Source organism: Pantoea sp. AS-PWVM4 (assembly GCF_000468095.1).
Lineage (GTDB): Bacteria > Pseudomonadota > Gammaproteobacteria > Enterobacterales > Enterobacteriaceae > Pantoea > Pantoea phytobeneficialis.
The window spans coordinates 108594-128907 of record NZ_ASZC01000004.1 but is presented as its reverse complement, the minus strand read 5'-3'; the positions used below and the strand labels follow the sequence as shown (position 1 = coordinate 128907).

Here is a 20314-nt window from a genome sequence, read left to right as displayed (position 1 = left end):
TTATACGCTGGCTGGCGGTTCGGTGGGTAAGGTAAACCAGAACACACTGCCGCAGTCAGCCCGGTTTTCCCCTTTCAGCTCACCACAGTGCTTTTTAATGATGCCGTGACTGATGGTCAGGCCCATGCCCATGCCCTCTTTTTTCGTGGTATAGAACGAATCAAAGATATGTTCCTTCACCGCGTCAGGAATACCTGAACCGGTGTCCCGCACCTCAAAACGGATGGTATCCGGTGTGGGGTTAGCGGTGGCAAGCGTCAGGACCAGTCCACGATCTTCGATGCCGGTCATAGCATCAATGGCGTTCACCACCAGGTTCAGTAGCACCTGCTGAATCTGGATACGGTCACAATAGACTTCCGCGTGCTCGGCGTGCAGCTTCAGCTCCAGTGAGATCCATTTACGTTCAATCTCGGCCCGTGAAAGCGCCAGGATATCGCGTGCAATTAAATGCAGGTTGGCTTTGGCATACACCGAGTCATGTTTCCGGGTTAACGCCTGCAAGCCGCGAATAATATCGCCGGCGCGTTTGCCTTCCTGCAAAATCTCATCAAGGCTGAAGCAGGCATTCTCAATATGGCTCTGCTCACGTTTCAGCCAGCGCAGGCTGGCACCGGCATGCGCGACAATCGACATCAGCGGTTGGTTGATTTCATGCGCAATTGACGCGGTTAACTGACCGACGGTGGTGGCGCGCGAAACCCGCGCCAAATCCGCCTGCGCCATCCGGGCGGCATCTTCAGCCCGGCGTTGTACCGTGATGTCCGAAATGGTGCCGAAATATTCTTTCACCTCCGGCCAGTTATTCACCGGATCGCCGATCCCTTTGATGTAACGACATTCACCATCCGGGCGGATAATACGAAATTCCGCCTGCATGCTGATGCCGTTCTGTACGCTGTCGCTGACCAGGTCGTTGATACATTGATGGTCATCGGGGTGCACGAAGGTCATAAAATCCGCCATCGACAGCGTTTTCGGTTGTTCCGGCAAGCCGAGAATACGCAGGTACTCATCCGATACCGACATTAAATCCTGCTCGATCTCCCAACTCCAGGTGCCGGTATGACTGATTTTCTCCCCCAGCATCAGCGAGGTCTGGCTGGCGCGTAATTGCTTCTCCACCCGGCGGCGATGGATGTTCTCCTCCAGCAATTCCGCATATAAACGGGCGGTTTCGATTGAAACGGCGGCCTGGGCGCTCAGGGTTTTCACGATATGCGATTGCTCGGCGGTAAACACATCCGGCATCAGGCGGTTTTCGAGGTACAACACCCCCACCATATTGGCCTGTTTGAACATCGGAACGCACATCACCGCCGCTCCCGAGGAAACCAGATACGGGTCCTGACTGAAGGGGCTGAAATCCTCCGGCTTGCCGGTACGGATCTCCTGCCCGGTGCGGATCACCGCGGAAAGCACCGACAACGGTAAATCGCTGGCTGTCGGGCGTTGTTTAACGATCCTGACTTTGACGCCATCGGCATTCGCTTCCGCCCAGGCTTCCGTTTCCGGGATATTGCCATCCAGCACGCGAATCAACAGGCAACGCTGTGCGCCCGCGCGTTCCAGCAGCATACGCATCAGGATATGGATCAACCGGTCGAGATTGATCTCCTCCGTCAGGGCGCGCACCGCCGTGACCACGCTCTCGAGGTCGCGAATCGATTCATCCTCAAACGGAATGGTGGTGAAGGCATTGCCCGGTTTTTGCGTCGCCAGTTGGGGATAGCGTTGCTCAAGCTGCCGCACTTTGGCGAGCGCCCCCCAGTTTTCCCAGCCGCTGATGGCCCCTTTTAAATAGGCATCGGCCGGGACATTCAGGTTCCAGGTCTTGGCGCAATCCCCCGCCAGCTCGTAAGCCAATGCATTGATATGCACGTAACCTGCTTTGCGCGACAGATTGATCGCCATTTCGTACTGACTCAGCGCCTCGCCCACTTCACCACGCAGACGCGCCAGTTCAGCAGCCAGTAGCGCTACCTTGTCAGCAAACAATTCGGGATTCAGCACCGACCACTGCACCAGCTGCTCAAAATGCGCGTGGACGGTTTTGTGCAACGCAGCATTCGCCTGGCCGCTTGCCAGTGGGACGGTGAGCGTCAGGGCGCTGAAGAAATGTAAATCCATCAGGTAGATATAACCCGGTACGGCGTTGACCAGGTGCGCGGCTTCGGCAAAACAGGGGGTGGCCTGCGTATATTCACCGGCATAGAAATGCGCCATACCGCGATACAGCCACGACCAGAACAACACCATCGCTTTTGGCCCGGAAACGGGGCCAGGCTCGCTGCCGACCAGGTGAGTTGGAAAGGCATCGACACCGCTAAATTTTTCCCGACGGCTGCCGCGCAGATGCATCACCAGATGCTTTTGCATCAACAACACGTTTTCCACATCGGGATAAAACGATTTCTGCGTAAACGCCAGCCCCCGTTCAATGGTGGTCTGCACCGACTCCAGATGATCGCCACGCGTCAGGTAGTTCATCACCTGATGACGCAATGAAAGACAGGCAAAGGATTTGTCGCCATGCGCCAGCGCCACATTGAAACTTTTCTTCGCGCAATCGATTGCGAAGGCCAGCGGTTGCGTCCAGATCCCCACTTGATCAAGAGGCAGCAACGTGCGGGCTTTAAAACGTAAAAAATTATGTTTCTCAGCCAGTTGGCTGGCGAGCAGCCCGGACTTAAAGCCGTAATGATATTCCTGGTAGCGGTCAGTAATCAGCACGCTAAACCACGACAGGCCGAACACCGAGGCCCCGGCAATGCCATGATCCAGCGTCATATCGAGGATTTTGCACACCAGCAGCAGGTGCAGTTGGGGACAATCGTACGACGACGCAAAGATGGTGCTGGCCATCAGGTTCAGCACCGACTCTTTTTCGCGATTCGCCATCAGCGGCAATACGCCCAGTGTGGCCGCCGGGTCTGGCCCCAGCCGGGCTTTCAGGGCATACCAGGCCGCATTGCACTCCTCTTCGTCGGGATAGCGATTAAAGTGCACACCAAATACCGAAAGCCATGCCAGGGCTGTCTCCAGCGCCAGAAAGTTGTCCGACTGGCGCATATGAATTTCCGCCGACAGGCAGGCCGCGGCCGATTTCTCGGTCAAACTGCCGGGCATACCGAGCAGCGCGGTACAGCGCGTTTGCGCCTCGTTAAGATTACCCTGCAAAAACTGGCACTCCGCCTCTTCAAAGCCGAGCAGGAAATGCTCGCCCTCGCCGCGCTGATCATTCAACACACGCGCGGTGCGCAAATAGCGTAACGCAGAGGCATAATCCCCTGCCCGTTTGGCGCGCTGCGCTGCCGTCAGGCTAAGGTGAAAGTAGTTACGATGTTGCACCGCGTCTACCGGCATATCCGTCGCCATCGCAATATGATGCACCGCGCGGAACAGCATCTCATTGCCTTCGGCACGCGGTGCGGATGCAGCCAGCAGCGCTGCCGCCTGCTGATGGATAAGCAATTTCTGTCTGGGACCGATCAATAAAAACGCCGCGTCATGAACTCGCCCGTGGGTAAAGGCGTAGTCATTATCGGTAATGGTGATAAACCGTGCCGCCAGCGCCGGTCTTAACCGTTGCTGAACATGATGCGGGCGGGTGCCGAGAATCTGGCTGAGCAGTCCCAGTTGCCCTTTGGCACCGAGACAGGCCATGCTCCCCAGCAGTTGGCGTGTCGGCTCTGGCATCCGTTCCAGTTGTCGTACCACCAGACTGGCGACATTATCGGTGTAATGACGTGCCCGCAAAGCACCTTGATCGTAATGCCACTTCAGCGGGTCCTGGGTATAGAAAATCAACCCGTCAGCGATCGCCTGCTTGAAAAATTCCTGTAAAAAAAGCGGATTACCCCCGGTTTTCTCATGGATCAGCTGCGCCAGTTCAGTCGTTCCGCTGCTGCGGGTATGCAACATCCCGGCCAGCCAGCGCGCCACCATTTTGGCATTCAGCGGCTCAGGGGTGATCTCAGTCAGGCGTGCGGCCGCGCCACGGATACGTGTGAGAAAATCCGCTACCTGTGGGCAAGGCATCGATTCTGCGTCACGGTGGGCGATCACCAGCAAAAAAGGCAGATGATCATTACGCTGAAACACATTTTCCAGCAGTTGCAGGCTGGCCTGATCGGCCCAGTGTACATCGTCAATTAACATCACCAGCGCTTTGCCAGATGAGGCAAACGCCTTGATCAATGCGCACGCCATCTGATGAAAACGTTCGCGCGCATCGCTTAATGTATCGGTGGTCAGCACCGGCTGAGGGATATCCAGCAGTTGACGCAATTCCGGCACCAGTTCGATAGCCAGATCGCAATCATCACCCAACGCGCGCAGCAGACGCGCGCGCCAGACCATCACGTCGGCGGCAGACAAGCCAAGCAGATATAAGGTGAGCGTTCGGAACGCGGCGCTGAGCGCCGAATAAGGCACCTGCGGCGAATGTTGATCCGCTTTGCCGACCGTGAGCAGAATCGGCTTGTGTTGCAGCTTTTTCAGTGCCGACGCGATAATTGCTGATTTCCCTGCCCCCGGCGCGCCCCCAATCATCACCAGATGATGCGTGCCGCTGCGTTGTACTTCATCCAGCGCATCCAGTAACACCCGAGCCTGGGCATGGCCGGTAAACAGCGTTTCGACACGATAATTGCTGGTGAAACGCTCCTGAAGTCCGAGGGTAAAGGCAGCGATGGTGCCTTGTGGCGTCAGGGTCGCTTTGCAGCGTCGCAGGTCAGCCAGTAAACCATCAATGGTTTGGTAGCCATCCAGCGGCGATTTTGCCAGCAAACGCAGGATAATGGCCGACAACATGGCCGGTACATCGGGGCGAATCGCTTCAGGTGGGCGCGGTGCGGTGGCCAGATGGTGATGGATCCACTCCGCCTGGCCAGCCTGCGGTGAGCCAAAGGGTAACTTTCCGGTCAGCATTTCATACAGCACCACGCCGAGGCTGTAGAGATCACTCAGATTGCTGACCGGAAAAGGGGTGCGCCCGGTATGTTCTGGCGACATGTATGCCAGCGTGCCACCGGAGGCGCGCAGCGAATTTTTCAGTTGCGAATCCAGCGTCACCGAGGCAAGGCCAAAGCCCCCGAGACGAAAAGATCCATCGTTGTTCAGGAACAGATGCGCCGGTTTGATATCGCCATGCACAATGCCCTGATGATGCGCCTGGCTTAATGGCAGACAGAGTTGGATGGCATTACGCAGGTAATCGGCAATCTGCTCGGGCGGCATCGCAATTATCCCCGCCAGCGTGCGATAAGGAAACGCCGGGTACACCAGCGCATAGTGTCCCTGATAGCGGGTGTGGCCGAGGGGTTTTACCGCCCAGCGGGTTGCCAGATGCGGGGCCAGCGTCAGCTCATTTTTAAGTAGCTGCGTCCCCTGAAATGCCAGTTCGTCACTGGCGGCGGTAGCGATTATAAAGGCTTCACCGGTCGTCTCTCGTCCCATTAGCCAGGCGATGCTGCCATCCTGCGCCAGTGGGGTCAGCACCATCTCGTCCGGCAAGGTGATTTTCTGTTCTTCGTTGCCTTCCTGCGGGAGCGAGATAATGCCCATTAGCGTGTTTCCCCGTGAGACAGTTCGTTACGTATGATGGTCAGGAGCGTATCAACATCAATAGGCTTGCGCAAAAAGGTCACCGCGCCGAGCGCAATGGCATACCATTGCACCGCCTCTTCCTGCTCCGCGGAGATAAAAATCACGGGCAAGGTCACGGATTGTTGTTGCAGGATGGCGAACAGCTCAAAACCGCTCATCCCCTTCAGTCTGACGTCGATGATCAACATGGCCGCGCCGGTTAACGCTTTGTCATCGCAGAGGAGTTCTTCGCCTGATTCGTACAGGCTGGTGGTGTATCCGTCAGAATGCAGTAAATTGCTCAGGCCATTACGGACTGAGCGTTCGTCGTCAACGATAACAATATGCTGTGGCAGCGTCATGCTGTAATCCTCCGATAATCCTCACGCAAGCGTGAGGATGTTCCTTAGGGTTCCTTCTCTCCTTCGGGCGGCGGTGTGCCACTGATTTTTGGCACACATTCGTGGCGGAACCAGGCCAGAGTCACCGGCTGACGGCGAATCAGCCGTTGCGCCAGCGGCACCAGTTGCTCCCCCACCAGCATGCCAAACAATCCCAGCAAGGCAATCACCGGTGGCGCCGGGGAATTCACATCGATCAGGCCGTAGATCACACCGGCCAGAACACCTACCCCCAACGAGATAACGTAGGATTTCAACATGTTCAGCCGACCTTATCAACGTGGGTGGTGATGGTGCTGGCCTGCGGCTGTGGCTTGACATGCGCCATAATCTGCCCACCAATAATCATGCCCAACAGGCCGACTAACGCAATCGCAGGCGGTGCTGGCGATCGTACCCGCAGTAGCGCGTAAAACAGCCCCACCAGCACGCCCGCCCCAAGAGAAATGATCAACGGATTCATCATGATCCTCCTGTGACCGGCACAACAGGTGCCGGTCAATCGCAGGGAATTAGCGTGCCGGAACCGGTGCCAGGGTGCGGTGCTCGCTCTCCTGACGTGAAGGTGCTTTGTGCACCATCGTGTAGGCATAATCCACGCCAATGCCGTATGCGCCGGAGTGCTCTTTGGCGATCTTCATCACTGCGTCGTAGGTATCACGGTGTGCCCAGTCACGCTGCCACTCCAGCATCACCTGCTGCCAGGTCACCGGGATCACGCCTGCCTGGATCATGCGCTGCATGGCATAGTCATGGGCTTCTTTTGAGGTGCCGCCAGACGCATCAGCCACCATATAGATTTCGTAGCCGCCTTCCAGCATGGCGCACAGCGCAAAGCTGTTGTTACAGACTTCAGTCCACAGGCCAGACACCACCACTTTCTTCTTACCGTTTGCAGCCAGCGCATCACGTACTTTCTGGTCGTCCCATGAGTTCATCGAGGTACGTTCCAGAATATCCAGCCCCGGGAACACGTCCAGCAGCTCAGGGTAGGTATAGCCGGAGAAACTTTCGGTTTCGACGGTGGTGATAATCGTCGGGATGTTAAAAACCCTGGCCGCTTTCGCCAGCGCGACGGTGTTATTTTTCAGCACCTGACGGTCGATTGACTGCACGCCAAACGCCATCTGCGGTTGCTGATCGATAAAGATAATCTGGCTGTTAAGCGGGGTCAGAACTTCAAGTTTTGAGTTGGACATGAATTTACCCATTGAGGTTAGTAACTGGATTTCCGCGAACAAAGATACGGAGCAAAAGTGGCAGTCACCGGCTGGTCACTGTCCGATCTGAGTTTAGGCGGCATGGGAGGGCCGGACCATTATCTCTGTGTATAGGTATACGTTCGTATAGGTATCCCTTTGTATAACTAGACGGTGTTTCTCCCCGCTTACCATAATCCTGAGCTGATGGTGCGACCGCGCACTTCCCGTCCGGCCAACCCGGACATCTCAGTTCAGGAGGATCTATGGTGACGCTCGGTAAGGCAGAGCTGATTTTAATCAACGGCAAATTCCACACCGTCGACCGCGCCAACCCGGTAGCCGACGCTGTAGCGATTCGCGAAGGAAAATTTCTGGCGGTGGGCAGTCAGGCGGAAGTGATGGAACATCACTGCGAAGGTACGAAGGTGATCGACCTTAAAGGTCATACTGCGGTGCCTGGCCTGAATGACTCGCATCTGCACCTGATCCGTGGCGGTCTCAATTACAACCTCGAACTGCGCTGGGAAGGCGTGCCTTCACTGGCCGACGCACTGCGTATGCTGAAAGAACAGGCGCTGCGCACGCCATCGCCGCAGTGGGTACGCGTAGTGGGAGGCTGGACCGAGTTTCAGTTTGCTGAACGCCGCATGCCGACGCTGGAAGAGATCAACGAAGCTGCACCCGACACGCCGGTGTTTATCCTGCACCTGTACGATCGCGCCCTGCTCAACCGCGCCGCCCTGAAAGTGGTGGGATACACCAAAGACACCCCCAACCCACCGGGTGGCGAAATCCAGCGCGACAGCAACGGCAACCCGACCGGCATGCTGATTGCGCGTCCGAATGCGATGATCCTCTACGCCACGCTGGCGAAAGGGCCGAAATTGCCGCTGGAGCTGCAAATCAACTCCACCCGTCAGTTTATGCGTGAACTGAACCGTCTTGGCCTGACCAGCGCCATCGACGCCGGAGGCGGTTTCCAGAACTACCCCGATGATTATGAAGTGATCGCCGAGCTGCACAGCAAAAAGCAGATGACGGTGCGAATCGCCTATAACCTGTTTACCCAGCGTCCCGGTCATGAACTGGAAGATTTTGAAAAATGGACCGATATGCTGACGCCAGGCCAGGGCAGCGACTATTTCCGGCATAACGGTGCCGGTGAAATGTTGGTGTTCTCCGCCGCCGACTTCGAAGATTTCCTTGAGCCGCGCCCGGATTTGGCTCCCGGTATGGAAGATGAACTGGAGCGCGTGGTGCGTCATCTGGTGGAACACCGCTGGCCGTTCCGCCTGCACGCTACCTACAACGAATCCATCAGCCGTATGCTGGATGTGTTTGAGAAGGTGGATCGCGAGATTCCGTTTAACGGCCTGCACTGGTTCTTTGACCATGCCGAAACGGTGACGCAGAAAAATATCGACCGTATCAAAGCCCTCGGCGGCGGCATTGCGGTGCAGCATCGTATGGCGTTCCAGGGGGAATACTTTGCGGAACGTTATGGCATCGAAGCTACCCGCCATACCCCGCCGGTGGCGCGCATGCTGGAAACCGGCGTACCGGTTGGCCTGGGCACTGATGCGACTCGCGTCGCCAGTTATAACCCGTGGACCGCGCTGTATTGGCTGGTTTCTGGTCGTACCGTGGGCGGCATGCAGATGTATGACGTCAACGCGCGTCTCGACCGTGACACCGCGCTGATGCTGTGGACGCAAGGCAGTGCCTGGTTCTCCAGTGAGCAAGGCAAAAAAGGCCAGATCAAAGTCGGCCAACTGGCGGATATGGCGGTGCTGAGCAAAGACTTCTTCAGCGTGCCCGAGGAGGAGATCAAAGGGATCGAATCCGTGCTGACGGTGGTGGATGGTAACGTAGTGTATGCCGCCGGGACGTTCAGCAGCGAAGCGCCACCGACCCTGCCGGTACTGCCGGAGTGGTCGCCGGTGGTGAAGGTACCGGGCCACTACCGCAGTGCGCCTCCCGGTGCCACCACCCGCGTTGGCATTATGCCGCAGGCGCACCATTGCAGCGGCCCTTGCGGTGTGCACAGCCACCAGCATGATATCGCCCGTGGCGCTAACGTTCCGGTAGCCGAAGACAACGCCTTCTGGGGCGCGCTCGGTTGCAGCTGCTTTGCATTTTAAACTTATGAAAACGTCATCGGTTTTCTCATTCCCGCCCCGGATCGATCTGGGGCTGTTCTTCCTGCGCCTGACCGGCAGCCTGTTGCTGCTGCATGTACATGGTCTGCCCAAGGTGTTTCATTTCCAGCAGGAACTGACGCGCATTGAAGACCCGTTCGGCATGGGGCCGTATATGAGCCTGATCCCGGCGATCATCGCCGAGGTTGTCTGCCCGATCCTGATCATTCTGGGTTGGTGGTCACGACTGGCTTGCCTGCCAATCATCGGCGTGCTGCTGGTGGCGATGCTGGTGGTGCACCCGGACTGGACGATTGCTGACGGTCAGTTTGGCTGGTTGTTGCTGATCATCTTCACTACCCTGGCGCTCACCGGGCCGGGTGGCTGGCGTATCGGCGTCAAAGCAAAACAGGAGCTGCGTCATGGCTCAGGTTAATGATATGCACAGCGCGGTGGTAACGGAACTCCCGGCACAAGCCGCCTCGCCGTGGCAACCGTTGCAGCAGCCGGTTTTCCGTATGCTGTGGCTGGCGACAGTGGTTTCCAACATCGGGTCATGGATGAACGATGTCGGCGTTAACTGGAGCATGTTGACGTTAAGCGCCGATCCGCTGTCGGTGGCGCTGGTGCAGGCCGCCAGCAGCCTGCCGATGTTCCTGTTCGCGCTGCCCTCCGGGGTGATGGCCGATATCGTCGATCGCCGTAAATATCTGCTGTTTTCGCAACTGTGGGTGTTTATCGCTGCCGCCGGTCTGACGCTGCTCTCCTTTTTGGGTCTGGTGACGCCGTGGGTGTTGCTGGTGGCGGCTTTCCTGCTCAGTACCGGTGCCGCGATGAGTTCACCACCCTTTCAGGCCATCGTGCCGGATTTGGTGGAGAAACATGAACTGGGACCGGCCATCGCGCTGAACTCGCTCGGCATTAATATCAGCCGCGCCATTGGTCCGGCGCTTGGTGGTCTGATCCTCTCCTTTGCCGGTCCGTGGATGGTGTTCCTGCTCAATGCCCTGTCGGTGCTGGGCGTGGCCTGGGTGTTGTATCGCTGGAAAGCGCCCGCCAGCATCCAACGCCTGCCGCCAGAACACTTCTTCCCGGCGGTGCGGGTGGGATTGCGCTACGTCCACGCTGCCCCGGTGTTTCGTAACGTGCTGGTACGCACCTTTGCCTTCTTCCTGTTTGGTAGCGCCGGATGGGCATTGTTGCCGCTGGTCGCCCGGCGTGAACTCGGTCTGGGGCCTGGCGGTTACGGCATTATGCTGGCCTGTATCGGCGTTGGTGCCATCTGTGGCGCGGTGCTGCTGCCAGGCTTACGCAAAAAATTCAGTGCCGACCGCCTGATGGTGCTCGCCAGCATGCTGTTTGGTCTGACAATGCTGGCGCTGGCCTTTATCCGCCATTTCTGGTGGCTTAACGCCTGTGAGTTCTTTACCGGTTTTGCCTGGATTGCGGTGCTTTCTACCCTCAACCTCGGCGCGCAGCGGAGCGCGGCAAAGTGGGTGAAAGCGCGGGCGCTGGCGGTTTACCTGACGGTGTTTTTCGGTTCAATGACCGTCGGCAGTGCGGTGTGGGGACAACTGGCGGCCCATTTCTCCATTCCGCTGTCGCTGACCTTCGCCGCCGTCGGCATGTTTCTTTCCTGCGCGACCGTCTGGCGTTGGCGGCTCGATCAGGACCCGGATTTAAATCTGGAGATCCTTAACGACACCGACAACAACCCGACGCCCGAGATCCACCACAACCGTGGCCCGGTGATGGTCAGCTATGAATATGTGATCCGCAATGAAGATGCCCATGATTTCACGGTGTGTATGCAGGATATGCGCCGGGTACGCCGTCGAGGCGGGGCCATCAACTGGTCGATTTATGAAGACGTGCTGCAACCGGGCATTTTCGTGGAAACCTTTGTCGTCGGTTCGTGGATGGAGCACCTGCGTGAAAAGGAGCGCTACACCATGAACGACCGCAAAATCCAGAGCCGGGTTTACGCCTTCCATCAGGGCGAAAGTTTGCCCGAAGTTCGTTATCTGGTTGCTCCGGCATGACGCCGCAACCCTGACATATCAACCCACAACAGCAATAAGAGGTCCATGCAATGAGCACGTTTAAAACCACAGATGGTACGCAGATTTATTTTAAAGATTGGGGCAAGGGTAAGCCGGTGCTGTTCAGTCACGGCTGGCCGCTGGATGCAGATATGTGGGACAGCCAGATGAATTTCCTGGCCGAACGTGGCTATCGCGTTATCGCTTTTGACCGTCGCGGTTTTGGTCGTTCCGATCAACCGTGGCAGGGCTACGACTACGATACCTTCGCCTCCGACATTAACGATCTGATCAACCATCTGGGCCTGGATAAAGTGACGCTGGTGGGGTTCTCGATGGGCGGTGGCGATGTGACCCGCTATATCGGCAACTACGGCAGCGCGCGCGTCACCAGCCTGGTGCTGCTGGGCGCGGTGACCCCTATTTTCGGTAAAGCGGCAGATTACCAGGAAGGCGTCGATTTGTCGGTGTTTGCCGGTATTCGCGACGGTTTGCGTAAAGATCGCGCCCAGTTTATCAAAGACTTTGCTGCACCTTTCTATGGCACCAATGCTGGCCAGACTGTCTCTGAAGGGGTGCTGACCCAGACGCTGAATATCGCCCTGCTGGCCTCGCTGAAAGGCACGCTGGATTGCGTCACGGCGTTTTCTGAAACCGATTTCCGCGCCGATATCGCCAAAGTGGATGTGCCGACGCTGGTGATCCACGGCAGTAACGATCAGATTGTGCCGTTTGCGACGACCGGTAAAGTGGCGGCGGAGATGATTCCCGGTGCTGAACTGAAGGTGTACGACAATGGCCCACATGGCTTCGCCGTGACCCATCAGGATCAGTTGAATGAAGACCTGCTGGCGTTTCTGCAACGTTAAGGTCTGATACGTGGCGGCGCGATAAATCGCGCCGCCACGGAACATTATCAACGGGAAGGATGGTTCACTTCCAGCGGGCGCAGATCAAACAACAACACTTCTGCGGCCTCACCCTCGCTAAACGTCAGTGTCTTCTCATTACGTACTCGCGCGCCATCTCCGGCTTTGAAGGTCACGCCATTTACGGTAACGTTACCGCGTGCCACATGAATATAGGCGTAACGATCATCATCCAGCGTGATGGTTTGCTGCTCGCCGGCATCGAATAACCCGGCATAAATCCGCACGTCCTGACGGATGCTGAGTGCGCCCTGCTCACCCTCTGGTGACACAATCAGCCGCAGATTGCCGCGTTTTTCATTCTCTGGCACCGAGATCTGCTGGTAGCCCGGCGGGGTATTTTTCTCATCCGGCACCACCCAGATTTGCAGGAAGTGCACCCCGTCTTCGCTGGAGTGGTTGAACTCGCTGTGCGTCACGCCGCTACCGGCGCTCATCAGTTGCACATCACCGGGGACAATCACCGAGCCGGTACCCATTGAGTCTTTATGTTCCAGCGCCCCTGCCAGCACATAGGAGATGATCTCCATATTGCTGTGCGGGTGAGCGCCAAATCCACGGGCTTTTGCCACCCGGTCATCATTAATCACCAGCAGGTCAGAAAAGCCCACCTGTTTCGGGTCCCAATAGTTGGCGAATGAGAAGGTATGGTGTGAATGCAACCAGCCGTGGGCACCGACACCACGTTGTTCTGACAGGCGTTGTTCAATCATGATTTGCTCCTTAATCTTCTGTGTTTAACCGGATAAAGGGGTTGTTTCCCTTCGTTGAACACAGATTAAGGTAAACAAATTTGCCGAACAATTACGTCAATCTGCAATCAGTGTAACGATTTAGTGGACAATCATGTGATAAAAAAGCGCGATGCATCGCGCGTTGAAAGCCTGCAAGTCTGTCGCGGCGCGATGCATCGCGCGTTGAAAGCCTGCCAGTCTGTCGCGGCGTGATGCATCGCGCGTTGAAAGTCTGCCAGTTTGTAGCGGCGCGATTTATCGCGCGTTGAAAGCCTGCCAGTCTGTCGCGGCGTGATGCATCGCGCGTTGAAAGCCTGCCAGTTTGTAGCGGCGCGATTTATCGCGCGTCAGGCAATTACAGATTAGAGAACTTATGCAGCACCCGCACCAACTGGGTGACAAATCCGTATTCGTTGTCGTACCACGACACGGTTTTCACCAGCTGGACATCGCCCGCTTCGCTGATTTCCGTCTGGGTGGCATCAAAAATCGAGCCAAACGGCAGACCAATCACATCGGAAGAGACAATCGGGTCTTCGGTGTAATTAAAGGATTCGTTGTTTTCACATGCCAGCTTCAGCGCGGCATTGATCTCCGCCACCGTCACCTTTTTATCCAGCACCGACACCAGCTCAGTCACAGAACCGGTTTTGACCGGTACGCGCTGCGCATGGCCCTTTAGCTTGCCGGACAGCGCCGGGATCACCAGACCAATGGCTTTAGCCGCCCCGGTGGTGTGCGGAATCACGTTTTCCACCGCTGCGCGGGAAGCGCGGAAATCTTTACCCCGTGGCCCATCCACCAGCGCCTGGGTACCGGTATAGGCGTGCACGGTGGTCATGGTGCCAACCTTAATACCAAAACTGTCGTTCAACGCTTTCGCCATCGGAGCCAGGCAGTTGGTGGTGCAGGATGCCACCGAGATAATGGTGTCATCGGCGGTCAGGGTGTCGTCATTGACGTTGAAGACGATGGTTTTCATCTCCCCGGCCGGGGCTGAGATCAGCACTTTTTTGGCCCCGGCATCCAGGTGCGCCTGGGCTTTTTCCGCCGAGGTGTAGAAGCCGGTACATTCAATCACCACATCCACACCGAGATCGCCCCAGGGAATGTTCTTCGCTTCTTTTTCGGCAAACACCTTGATGTTGTTGCCGCCGACCACCAGGTTCTGCCCCTCCGCGCTCACGGTCGCCGGGAATGCGCCATAGTTGGAGTCATACTTCAGCAGGTAAGCCAGCATTTCTGGTGAGGTGAGATCGTTAATGGCAACAATTTCAACGGGTTCTTTTTGCTCCAGCAGGCGACGCAGAACCAGTCGACCGATACGTCCAAAGCCGTTAATACCGATTTTTTTCATAACAGAAGTCCTTGCCAATGGTGAAGAGGAATTCAATAACAACCGGGAAAGATGACAATTAAATTAACGCAACTGCGGCCTTTGCCCCACACATTCTGTGCGCAAAAAAACACCAGCCTGGCGGCGGGTGTTGGCAGGTTGAATGAAAGTGTTATTTTTTCATCAGGTTCCTGGTGATCCTGAAAAAGGCATGCTTATCGTTAGCATGTAAAAGCCTGATTTCACCCGGCGTGGCATGCATATATTTTTTATAGACGCGGGTGAAGGTTTGCTGGCTGGTAAAGCCATTTTCCACCGCAATTTCCAGCAAGGTTTTGTCGCTGTGGATAATGGCGAAAGTAGCTCTGATAACCCGGCGCAGACGCATATATTCACCGAGGTTATAGCCGGTCACCTCGCGGAAAATACGTTGAAAATGCCAGTGACCATAACCACTTTTGCCGGTGATGGTACTGACACGAATCGTTTCGTCATACAGGTGTTCTTCGATCCAGTGAATAATGTCATCCACCACCGAATAAATCATTTTGTCTTGCGTTGGATAAAAGGTCGGCAAAAACGGTTTTACAGCAGTGATAGCATTCATATCACACCCAGCTTTGCAGAGATTGGGTGACAATATCAGTCATGCGCGCTGGAAAAGGTAGTTATACAAATGGATAGGTATACGAAGGGATAATTGATTTGTTGCTCAGGACGCGCGATAAATCGCGCCGCTACGGCTGAGCACATTTTTGTAGCGGCGCGATTTATCGCGCGTTTTTGATATGAATTATCTATCTCTGCCACCGTCAGGCCGCAGCTAACCATAACCAAAGCCGATTACCCCGCCATTACATCATCTGCTGTGCCTGGCGCAGTTCTCTGATCATTTGTTCTGCTGCCGGGGAGACGGGATAGGCGGCATGGGTGACGGCATAATGAGTCACTGTCCATGTCGGTGAGTCCGGTACGCTGACCAGCGGAAAGCGCGTCTGCATCAACTGTGCATAATGGTGCGGCAGGATACCCACCACATCGCCCGCGGCAATCAGCATCGCTACCGCCTCAATCCCCACCGCCTCCGGTCCCCGGCTCAGGTGCAGACGCGCCAACGCGTCCTCAACAAACGGCTGCTGTGCACGCCAGACCAACGGTAACTGCCGCGCGCGCAACTCATTGCCAGCCAGCGTATACAGGCCGTGCGACTCGTCAAACAGATCGACATAGTGCAGTGACGGGGTCTTCTGGTAATCCATCACCCCTTTGATGGCAATGTCCAGTCGTCTGTCCAGCAACGCCTGAATCAACTGCGATCCCGCCATAACGCTTAACGATAGCTGGACTCCCGGTGCATGGTGGCGCAACGCGCGCAACGCCTGTTGCAGATGCGAACCGCTGTGGCTGATGACATTGTCGGTGATCCCCATCACCAGCGGCCCGGAAATCACGCCGCGACTGGCATCCATCGCCGGGAATATGCGATCCAGCGCGCCTAACGCTTCGCGGGCATACAGCAGCGCTGACTCCCCCGCCACCGTCAGCTCAAAGCCTTTCGGCCCGCGCGTACACAGCGCCGTTCCGAGGGTTTCTTCGATCGATTTGATCTGACGACTGATGGTCGCCTTGGTCATATTCAGGGATTTCTCAGCAGCAGAAAATCCGCCAGATTGCGCCACTTCGCAGAATATTCGCAAGGCGCGCAGGTCTTTCTCATTCAATGTCCGGGGTTTCATGGTTGCTGTTTCCGTAACCGTGATTACAAATAAGATCAGTTTTCCTGGTAAACCGGCATCCCTACACTCGCCTCAGTTCGTTTTTCGCCAATACCAGGAAATCATTATGTCTTTACCGTTAACAGTGCCACCGCAAACTAATCATAAATCACTGCTGTTTTCCGAATTAGCCCTCGATCTCGATAATTTGCAAGCACATTTTGCCGTGCTGGGGATGCCTTACGGCGCGGCCTACACCCCGCAGGACTACAACAATGACCAGGTTCGCGCCCCGACCGCCATTCGTCAGGCCTCCGATCGTGTCATTCGCAGCCCCGAACGCTACGACTTCGATATAGATGGTCCGTTATTGCAGGGCCGGGATGACGTGCGTTTTGTCGATTGTGGCGATGTCCCGGCTGACCTCAATGATCCACGCGGTCACTTCGTTCGCGCCGAGCAGGCCGTGCGTAAGATTCTTGCCGCCGGTGCGATTCCCATCGTCCTGGGTGGCGATCACGGCATTACCAACCCGATCCTGCGCGCCTTTGACGATCAGGGGCCGATCACTATTGTCCATCTTGATGCGCATCTCGACTGGCGTGATGACGTCAACGGCGTGACTGACGGCTTATCCAGCCCGATGCGCCGTGCTTCTGAACTGCCGTTCATCAAAGACATTATTCAAATCGGTATGCGTGCTTCAGGGAGTGCCCGCCAGGAAGAAGCCGATTATGCCCGTGAATGGGGAGCCAAAATCATCACCGCTTATGAGCTGCATGATCAGGGTATGGACGCCGTGCTGGCGCAGATCCCGGACGGCGGTCGCTATTACCTGACCATTGATGCTGATGGTTTTGATCCGGCGGTGATGCCTGCCGTGGCTGGCCCGGCACCGGGCGGCGTGACCTTTGTTCAGGCACGTAAACTGATTCACGGTTTAGTGAAAAAAGGCCGGGTGGTCGGCATGGATATCGTTGAAATCCAGCCGGCCAAAGATGTTCATCAGCTCTCCTGCATGACCGCAGGCCGTCTGGTGCTCAATTTGATTGGTGCGGCAATTCGCGCCGGTTACTGCGACAGCAATATTTAACCTTTTGGAGGACCTATGACTCTTCGCTCGCTTCTGCTCAGTGCGCTGCTGTTTTCATCTGTTTCTCAGGCTGCTGACCCTATTCGGGTGGCGATTGATCCCACCTTCCCGCCGATGGAATATATCCAGAACAACCAGCGCACCGGCTTTGATGTGGATTTAGCGGCCGCCCTGTCGAAACAGATGGGCCGTCCGTTGGTGTATACCGATATGGATTTTAAAGCGATGGTGCCATCGGTGTTGGCGGGACGTCAGGACATCGTGTTATCTGCCATCTACATCACCGACGACCGCAAAAAAGTGGTGGATTTCACCGACCCCTATTTCTCTGCCGGACTGGTGGTGATGGTGAAAAAAGGCGACACCCGCATCAAAACACCACAGGATCTGGCGGGTAAACGCGTTGCCGTGCAGGTCGGCACCAAATCGGTCAAGGTGTTGGCGGATCAGTTCCCCAGCGCACAAACCGTAGAAGTGGAAAAGAACGAAGAGATGTTCAACTCACTGGAAGCGGGCCGTGCCGATGCGGTGGTGACCGGTAAACCGGCCGCGCTGCTTTACAGCAAAACCCGTGGCACCACGCAGATCCTGCCGGAACCGCTCACCCACGAAGAGTACGGCATTGCGGTGAGCAAACGTGAGCCGGAACTGCGCCAGCAACTCAATGACGCGCTGAAAGCCATCAAAGCGAACGGCACTTACGATGCGTTGCAGAAAAAATGGTTTGGCACCGCCGCACAATAAGCCGGGGTAAGCATGGTTGAATTTGATTTTACCCCCGCGCTTGCGGCCTGGCCGGAGTTGTTGTCAGGTGCCTGGGTGACGATTGAGGTCACCCTGTGCGCCCTGCTGATCAGCTGCTGTCTCGGTACCTTAATCGGTCTGGGGAGGCTCAATCCCCAGCGCAAACTGGTGTGGTGGCTGTGCAACAGTTACGTGGTGTTCGTCCGTGGCACGCCGCTGCTGGTGCAGCTGTTTATCCTCTATTTCGGTCTGCCCTATTTTAACATCGTTATCCCGGCCTTCGTCTGCGGCATTATCGGTCTGGGATGCTACTCGGCGGCGTATGTCTCTGAGCTGGTACGCGGTGCAATTTTGTCGATCGATCGTGGGCAAACCGAAGCGGCGCGCTCAATGGGGATGTCCGGTGCCCAGGCGATGCGCCTGATTATCCTGCCGCAGGCGTTGGTACGCATGGTGCCGCCGCTGGCTAATGAATTTATTGCGCTAACCAAAAACTCCGCACTGGTTTCGCTGGTGACCATTCACGACCTGATGCATGAGGGGCAGAAAGTGATCAGCGTCTCCTACCGCTCGCTGGAGGTTTACATCGTGATTGCCTTTATCTATCTGCTGATGACCAGCAGCACCATGCTGCTGCTGCGCGTGGTGGAGAAAAAACTGCGTGCCGGGGGGATGGTGCAATGAGTACCGCCATCATTGAGGCGCTTAACCTCGATAAGTATTTCGACCAGCACCATGTGCTGAAGCAGGTCAGCCTGTCGGTGGCTCGCGGTGAGGTGGTGGTGATTATCGGCCCCAGCGGCTCCGGTAAAAGCACCTTTTTACGCTGCTGCAACGGCCTCGAAGTCGCACAGCTTGGCAGTATCCGCCTGTGTGGCCAGCAGTTATTGCAGGATGGCAAACTGCTGACCGAGCCGGACCTGAATATCCTGCGGCGTCAGGCGGGGATGGTGTTCCAGTCCTTCAACCTGTTTCCCCATCTGTCAATTCTCGACAATGTCGCCATTGGCCCACACAAAATTCTGAAACAGGGACGCGCCTTCGCCCGGCAACTGGCGCTGGAACTGCTGGAAAAAGTCGGGCTGGCGCATAAGGCACAGGCGATGCCTGCCAGCCTTTCCGGTGGTCAGAAACAACGCGTAGCGATTGCCCGCGCACTGGCATTGCAGCCCGAGGTGATGCTGTTTGATGAACCTACCTCGGCCCTCGACCCGGAACTGACCCGGGAAGTGCTGGAGGTGATGAAGCAACTGGCGCAGGACGGAATGACGATGATCATCGTCACACACGAAATGAACTTCGCCCGTGAAGTTGCCGACCGGTTGGTAGTGATGGAGGATGGTGTGATTGTCGAGCAAGGTCCGACCCGCACGCTGTTCTCCTCCCCGACTCACCCGCGCACCCGTGCGCTGTTGCAGCATGCGCTGATTTCCGCTGGAGAAAAACATGAGCATTAATCTGCGCGGCAGCGAACGGCTGAACCGCGCGTTTACCGGTATTCCCACCTTTCTGCGCGCGGATTATTGCGCCAGCCTGAGCGAACTGAATGCGGCGGTGGCGGTATTTGGCGTGCCCTTTGATGAAGGTTCCCCCTGGCAACCGGGCAGCCGTTTTGCCCCGCGCAGCATTCGCGAACATTCAATGCGTTTTGCCCCGACGGGTTTCTTTGATGTTGAGCGTCAGCAACATTTCCTGACCGATGTGGTGACGCAGGGGCGTCTGGTGGATGTCGGGGATGTGGATGTGTTGCCAACCAATGTGATGGGTACCCATGACAATATCAGCGCTATGACGCAGTCGATTCGCCAGCGTCAGGCGATTCCCGTCGCCATCGGCGGCGATCATTCGGTGTCCTGGCCGCTGATTCGCGGCATTCAGGAGCCGGTGCATGTGGTGCAGTTCGATGCTCATCTCGATTTCGCCCCGGTCACCAACGGCGTGCATTACAGCAACGGGCAACCTTTCCGCCATATCATGGCGCTGGAACAGGTACAAAGCCTGACGCAGATTGGCATACGCAGCCGACGTGTGCGCCCCTCGGAATTCAGCGATGCCACGGCACAAGGCAGCACCATTATCACGCACCAACAGTTCCGCCAATGCTCAGCCGAGGCGCTGTTTAACCATCTGCCCGCCGGGGAAAAATGCTACATCAGTATCGATATTGATGTGCTGGATATGGCGCTGGTGCCCGGCTGTGCGTCCGCCGAACCGGGTGGGATGCAATATGACGAACTGCTGCGGTCGCTGTTGGCGCTGATGGCACGCATGGAGGTGGTGGGGATTGACCTGGTGGAGGTTAACCCGCAACTGGATGTTGCTACGGGTGTCACCTCATATCTTGCTGCTCATCTGCTGGTGGAAATGCTGGGCCACCTGCTGCAATAAGCG

Annotated in this window: 18 protein-coding genes; 9 read left to right on the top strand and 9 right to left on the bottom strand. The window is 56.5% G+C overall.

Going from position 1 to position 20314, the window contains the following annotated elements; genetic code table 11:
• Genes L579_RS05235 through L579_RS05215 form a run of 5 tightly spaced genes read right to left on the bottom strand, consistent with a single transcriptional unit; the run spans window position 1 to window position 7189 of the window.
• Window positions 1–5568 (bottom strand): ATP-binding sensor histidine kinase, encoded by a 5568-nt coding sequence (locus L579_RS05235; RefSeq protein WP_021183234.1) that lies wholly within the window; start codon window positions 5566–5568, stop codon window positions 1–3.
• Window positions 5568–5951, bottom strand: coding sequence for a response regulator transcription factor (locus L579_RS05230; RefSeq protein WP_021183233.1), 384 nt, complete (start codon window positions 5949–5951; stop codon window positions 5568–5570). The genes L579_RS05235 and L579_RS05230 overlap by 1 nt, the downstream gene beginning before the upstream one ends.
• Window positions 5952–5995: 44 nt before the next feature.
• On the bottom strand, window positions 5996–6250 hold the full coding sequence (locus tag L579_RS05225; protein ID WP_021183232.1) for a XapX domain-containing protein: 255 nt from the start codon (window positions 6248–6250) through the stop codon (window positions 5996–5998).
• A gap of 2 nt (window positions 6251–6252) precedes the next feature.
• Complete coding sequence (locus tag L579_RS05220) at window positions 6253–6453, bottom strand: DUF1427 family protein (RefSeq protein ID WP_036625194.1); 201 nt, start codon at window positions 6451–6453, stop codon at window positions 6253–6255.
• Between the two features lie 49 nt (window positions 6454–6502).
• Entirely contained in the window at window positions 6503–7189 is a 687-nt protein-coding gene (locus tag L579_RS05215) for a hydrolase (protein WP_036625330.1), read from the bottom strand.
• Window positions 7190–7455: 266 nt separating this feature from the next.
• Between L579_RS05215 and L579_RS05210 the strand changes: the two genes are divergently transcribed.
• From L579_RS05210 to L579_RS05195, 4 genes are read left to right on the top strand one after another with little or no spacing between them, the layout of a single operon-like run.
• On the top strand, window positions 7456–9333 hold the full coding sequence (locus L579_RS05210; RefSeq protein WP_021183229.1) for an amidohydrolase: 1878 nt from the start codon (window positions 7456–7458) through the stop codon (window positions 9331–9333).
• Window positions 9334–9337: 4 nt separating this feature from the next.
• Entirely contained in the window at window positions 9338–9766 is a 429-nt protein-coding gene (locus L579_RS05205) for a DoxX family protein (RefSeq protein ID WP_021183228.1), read from the top strand.
• Window positions 9753–11372, top strand: coding sequence for an MFS transporter (locus L579_RS05200; RefSeq protein ID WP_021183227.1), 1620 nt, complete (start codon window positions 9753–9755; stop codon window positions 11370–11372). Before L579_RS05205 ends, L579_RS05200 begins: the two co-directional genes overlap by 14 nt.
• A gap of 50 nt (window positions 11373–11422) precedes the next feature.
• Window positions 11423–12241 carry an alpha/beta fold hydrolase gene (locus L579_RS05195; RefSeq protein WP_021183226.1) on the top strand — a complete coding sequence of 273 codons (819 nt, stop codon included), beginning with the start codon at window positions 11423–11425 and terminating at the stop codon, window positions 12239–12241.
• A gap of 47 nt (window positions 12242–12288) precedes the next feature.
• Here L579_RS05195 and L579_RS05190 read toward each other — a convergent pair whose 3' ends face one another.
• The 4 genes from L579_RS05190 to L579_RS05175 all read right to left on the bottom strand — a co-directional run bounded on the left by L579_RS05190 (window position 12289) and on the right by L579_RS05175 (window position 16107).
• Window positions 12289–13014 carry a pirin family protein gene (locus L579_RS05190; RefSeq protein WP_021183225.1) on the bottom strand — a complete coding sequence of 242 codons (726 nt, stop codon included), beginning with the start codon at window positions 13012–13014 and terminating at the stop codon, window positions 12289–12291.
• Window positions 13015–13390: 376 nt separating this feature from the next.
• Window positions 13391–14392, bottom strand: coding sequence for a type I glyceraldehyde-3-phosphate dehydrogenase (gene gap / locus L579_RS05185; protein WP_021183224.1), 1002 nt, complete (start codon window positions 14390–14392; stop codon window positions 13391–13393).
• Window positions 14393–14543: 151 nt separating this feature from the next.
• Entirely contained in the window at window positions 14544–14978 is a 435-nt protein-coding gene (locus L579_RS05180; RefSeq protein ID WP_021183223.1) for a helix-turn-helix domain-containing protein, read from the bottom strand.
• 247 nt (window positions 14979–15225) lie between these two features.
• Window positions 15226–16107: a LysR family transcriptional regulator gene (locus L579_RS05175; RefSeq protein ID WP_021183222.1), complete on the bottom strand. Its 882-nt coding sequence runs from the start codon at window positions 16105–16107 to the stop codon at window positions 15226–15228.
• Window positions 16108–16213: 106 nt separating this feature from the next.
• On the opposite strand from L579_RS05175, the gene L579_RS05170 reads away from it, so the two are divergent.
• The 5 genes from L579_RS05170 to L579_RS05150 are packed head-to-tail and all read left to right on the top strand — an operon-like array spanning window position 16214 to window position 20311.
• The gene (locus L579_RS05170; protein ID WP_021183221.1) at window positions 16214–17179 is read left to right on the top strand and encodes an agmatinase; all 966 of its coding nucleotides are present in this window, start codon (window positions 16214–16216) and stop codon (window positions 17177–17179) included.
• A 15-nt stretch (window positions 17180–17194) separates the two neighbouring features.
• On the top strand, window positions 17195–17923 hold the full coding sequence (locus L579_RS05165; RefSeq protein WP_021183220.1) for a transporter substrate-binding domain-containing protein: 729 nt from the start codon (window positions 17195–17197) through the stop codon (window positions 17921–17923).
• 12 nt (window positions 17924–17935) lie between these two features.
• A complete protein-coding gene (locus tag L579_RS05160; protein WP_021183219.1) occupies window positions 17936–18607 on the top strand; it encodes an amino acid ABC transporter permease in 672 nt (223 codons plus the stop codon).
• Complete coding sequence (locus L579_RS05155; RefSeq protein WP_021183218.1) at window positions 18604–19380, top strand: amino acid ABC transporter ATP-binding protein; 777 nt, start codon at window positions 18604–18606, stop codon at window positions 19378–19380. The genes L579_RS05160 and L579_RS05155 overlap by 4 nt, the downstream gene beginning before the upstream one ends.
• Window positions 19370–20311 (top strand): agmatinase, encoded by a 942-nt coding sequence (locus tag L579_RS05150; protein ID WP_021183217.1) that lies wholly within the window; start codon window positions 19370–19372, stop codon window positions 20309–20311. Before L579_RS05155 ends, L579_RS05150 begins: the two co-directional genes overlap by 11 nt.
• The last annotated feature ends 3 nt before the right edge of the window (window positions 20312–20314 follow it).

Bases quoted from the DNA above. Each gene is read 5' to 3' on its own strand.
- L579_RS05235 (WP_021183234.1), bottom strand. From the start codon at position 5,568: ATGGGCATTATCTCGCTCCCGCAGGAAGGCAACGAAGAACAGAAAATC.
- L579_RS05230 (WP_021183233.1), bottom strand. From the start codon at position 5,951: ATGACGCTGCCACAGCATATTGTTATCGTTGACGACGAACGCTCAGTC.
- L579_RS05225 (WP_021183232.1), bottom strand. From the start codon at position 6,250: ATGTTGAAATCCTACGTTATCTCGTTGGGGGTAGGTGTTCTGGCCGGT.
- L579_RS05220 (WP_036625194.1), bottom strand. From the start codon at position 6,453: ATGAATCCGTTGATCATTTCTCTTGGGGCGGGCGTGCTGGTGGGGCTG.
- L579_RS05215 (WP_036625330.1), bottom strand. From the start codon at position 7,189: ATGTCCAACTCAAAACTTGAAGTTCTGACCCCGCTTAACAGCCAGATT.
- L579_RS05210 (WP_021183229.1), top strand. From the start codon at position 7,456: ATGGTGACGCTCGGTAAGGCAGAGCTGATTTTAATCAACGGCAAATTC.
- L579_RS05205 (WP_021183228.1), top strand. From the start codon at position 9,338: ATGAAAACGTCATCGGTTTTCTCATTCCCGCCCCGGATCGATCTGGGG.
- L579_RS05200 (WP_021183227.1), top strand. From the start codon at position 9,753: ATGGCTCAGGTTAATGATATGCACAGCGCGGTGGTAACGGAACTCCCG.
- L579_RS05195 (WP_021183226.1), top strand. From the start codon at position 11,423: ATGAGCACGTTTAAAACCACAGATGGTACGCAGATTTATTTTAAAGAT.
- L579_RS05190 (WP_021183225.1), bottom strand. From the start codon at position 13,014: ATGATTGAACAACGCCTGTCAGAACAACGTGGTGTCGGTGCCCACGGC.
- gap (WP_021183224.1), bottom strand. From the start codon at position 14,392: ATGAAAAAAATCGGTATTAACGGCTTTGGACGTATCGGTCGACTGGTT.
- L579_RS05180 (WP_021183223.1), bottom strand. From the start codon at position 14,978: ATGAATGCTATCACTGCTGTAAAACCGTTTTTGCCGACCTTTTATCCA.
- L579_RS05175 (WP_021183222.1), bottom strand. From the start codon at position 16,107: ATGAAACCCCGGACATTGAATGAGAAAGACCTGCGCGCCTTGCGAATA.
- L579_RS05170 (WP_021183221.1), top strand. From the start codon at position 16,214: ATGTCTTTACCGTTAACAGTGCCACCGCAAACTAATCATAAATCACTG.
- L579_RS05165 (WP_021183220.1), top strand. From the start codon at position 17,195: ATGACTCTTCGCTCGCTTCTGCTCAGTGCGCTGCTGTTTTCATCTGTT.
- L579_RS05160 (WP_021183219.1), top strand. From the start codon at position 17,936: ATGGTTGAATTTGATTTTACCCCCGCGCTTGCGGCCTGGCCGGAGTTG.
- L579_RS05155 (WP_021183218.1), top strand. From the start codon at position 18,604: ATGAGTACCGCCATCATTGAGGCGCTTAACCTCGATAAGTATTTCGAC.
- L579_RS05150 (WP_021183217.1), top strand. From the start codon at position 19,370: ATGAGCATTAATCTGCGCGGCAGCGAACGGCTGAACCGCGCGTTTACC.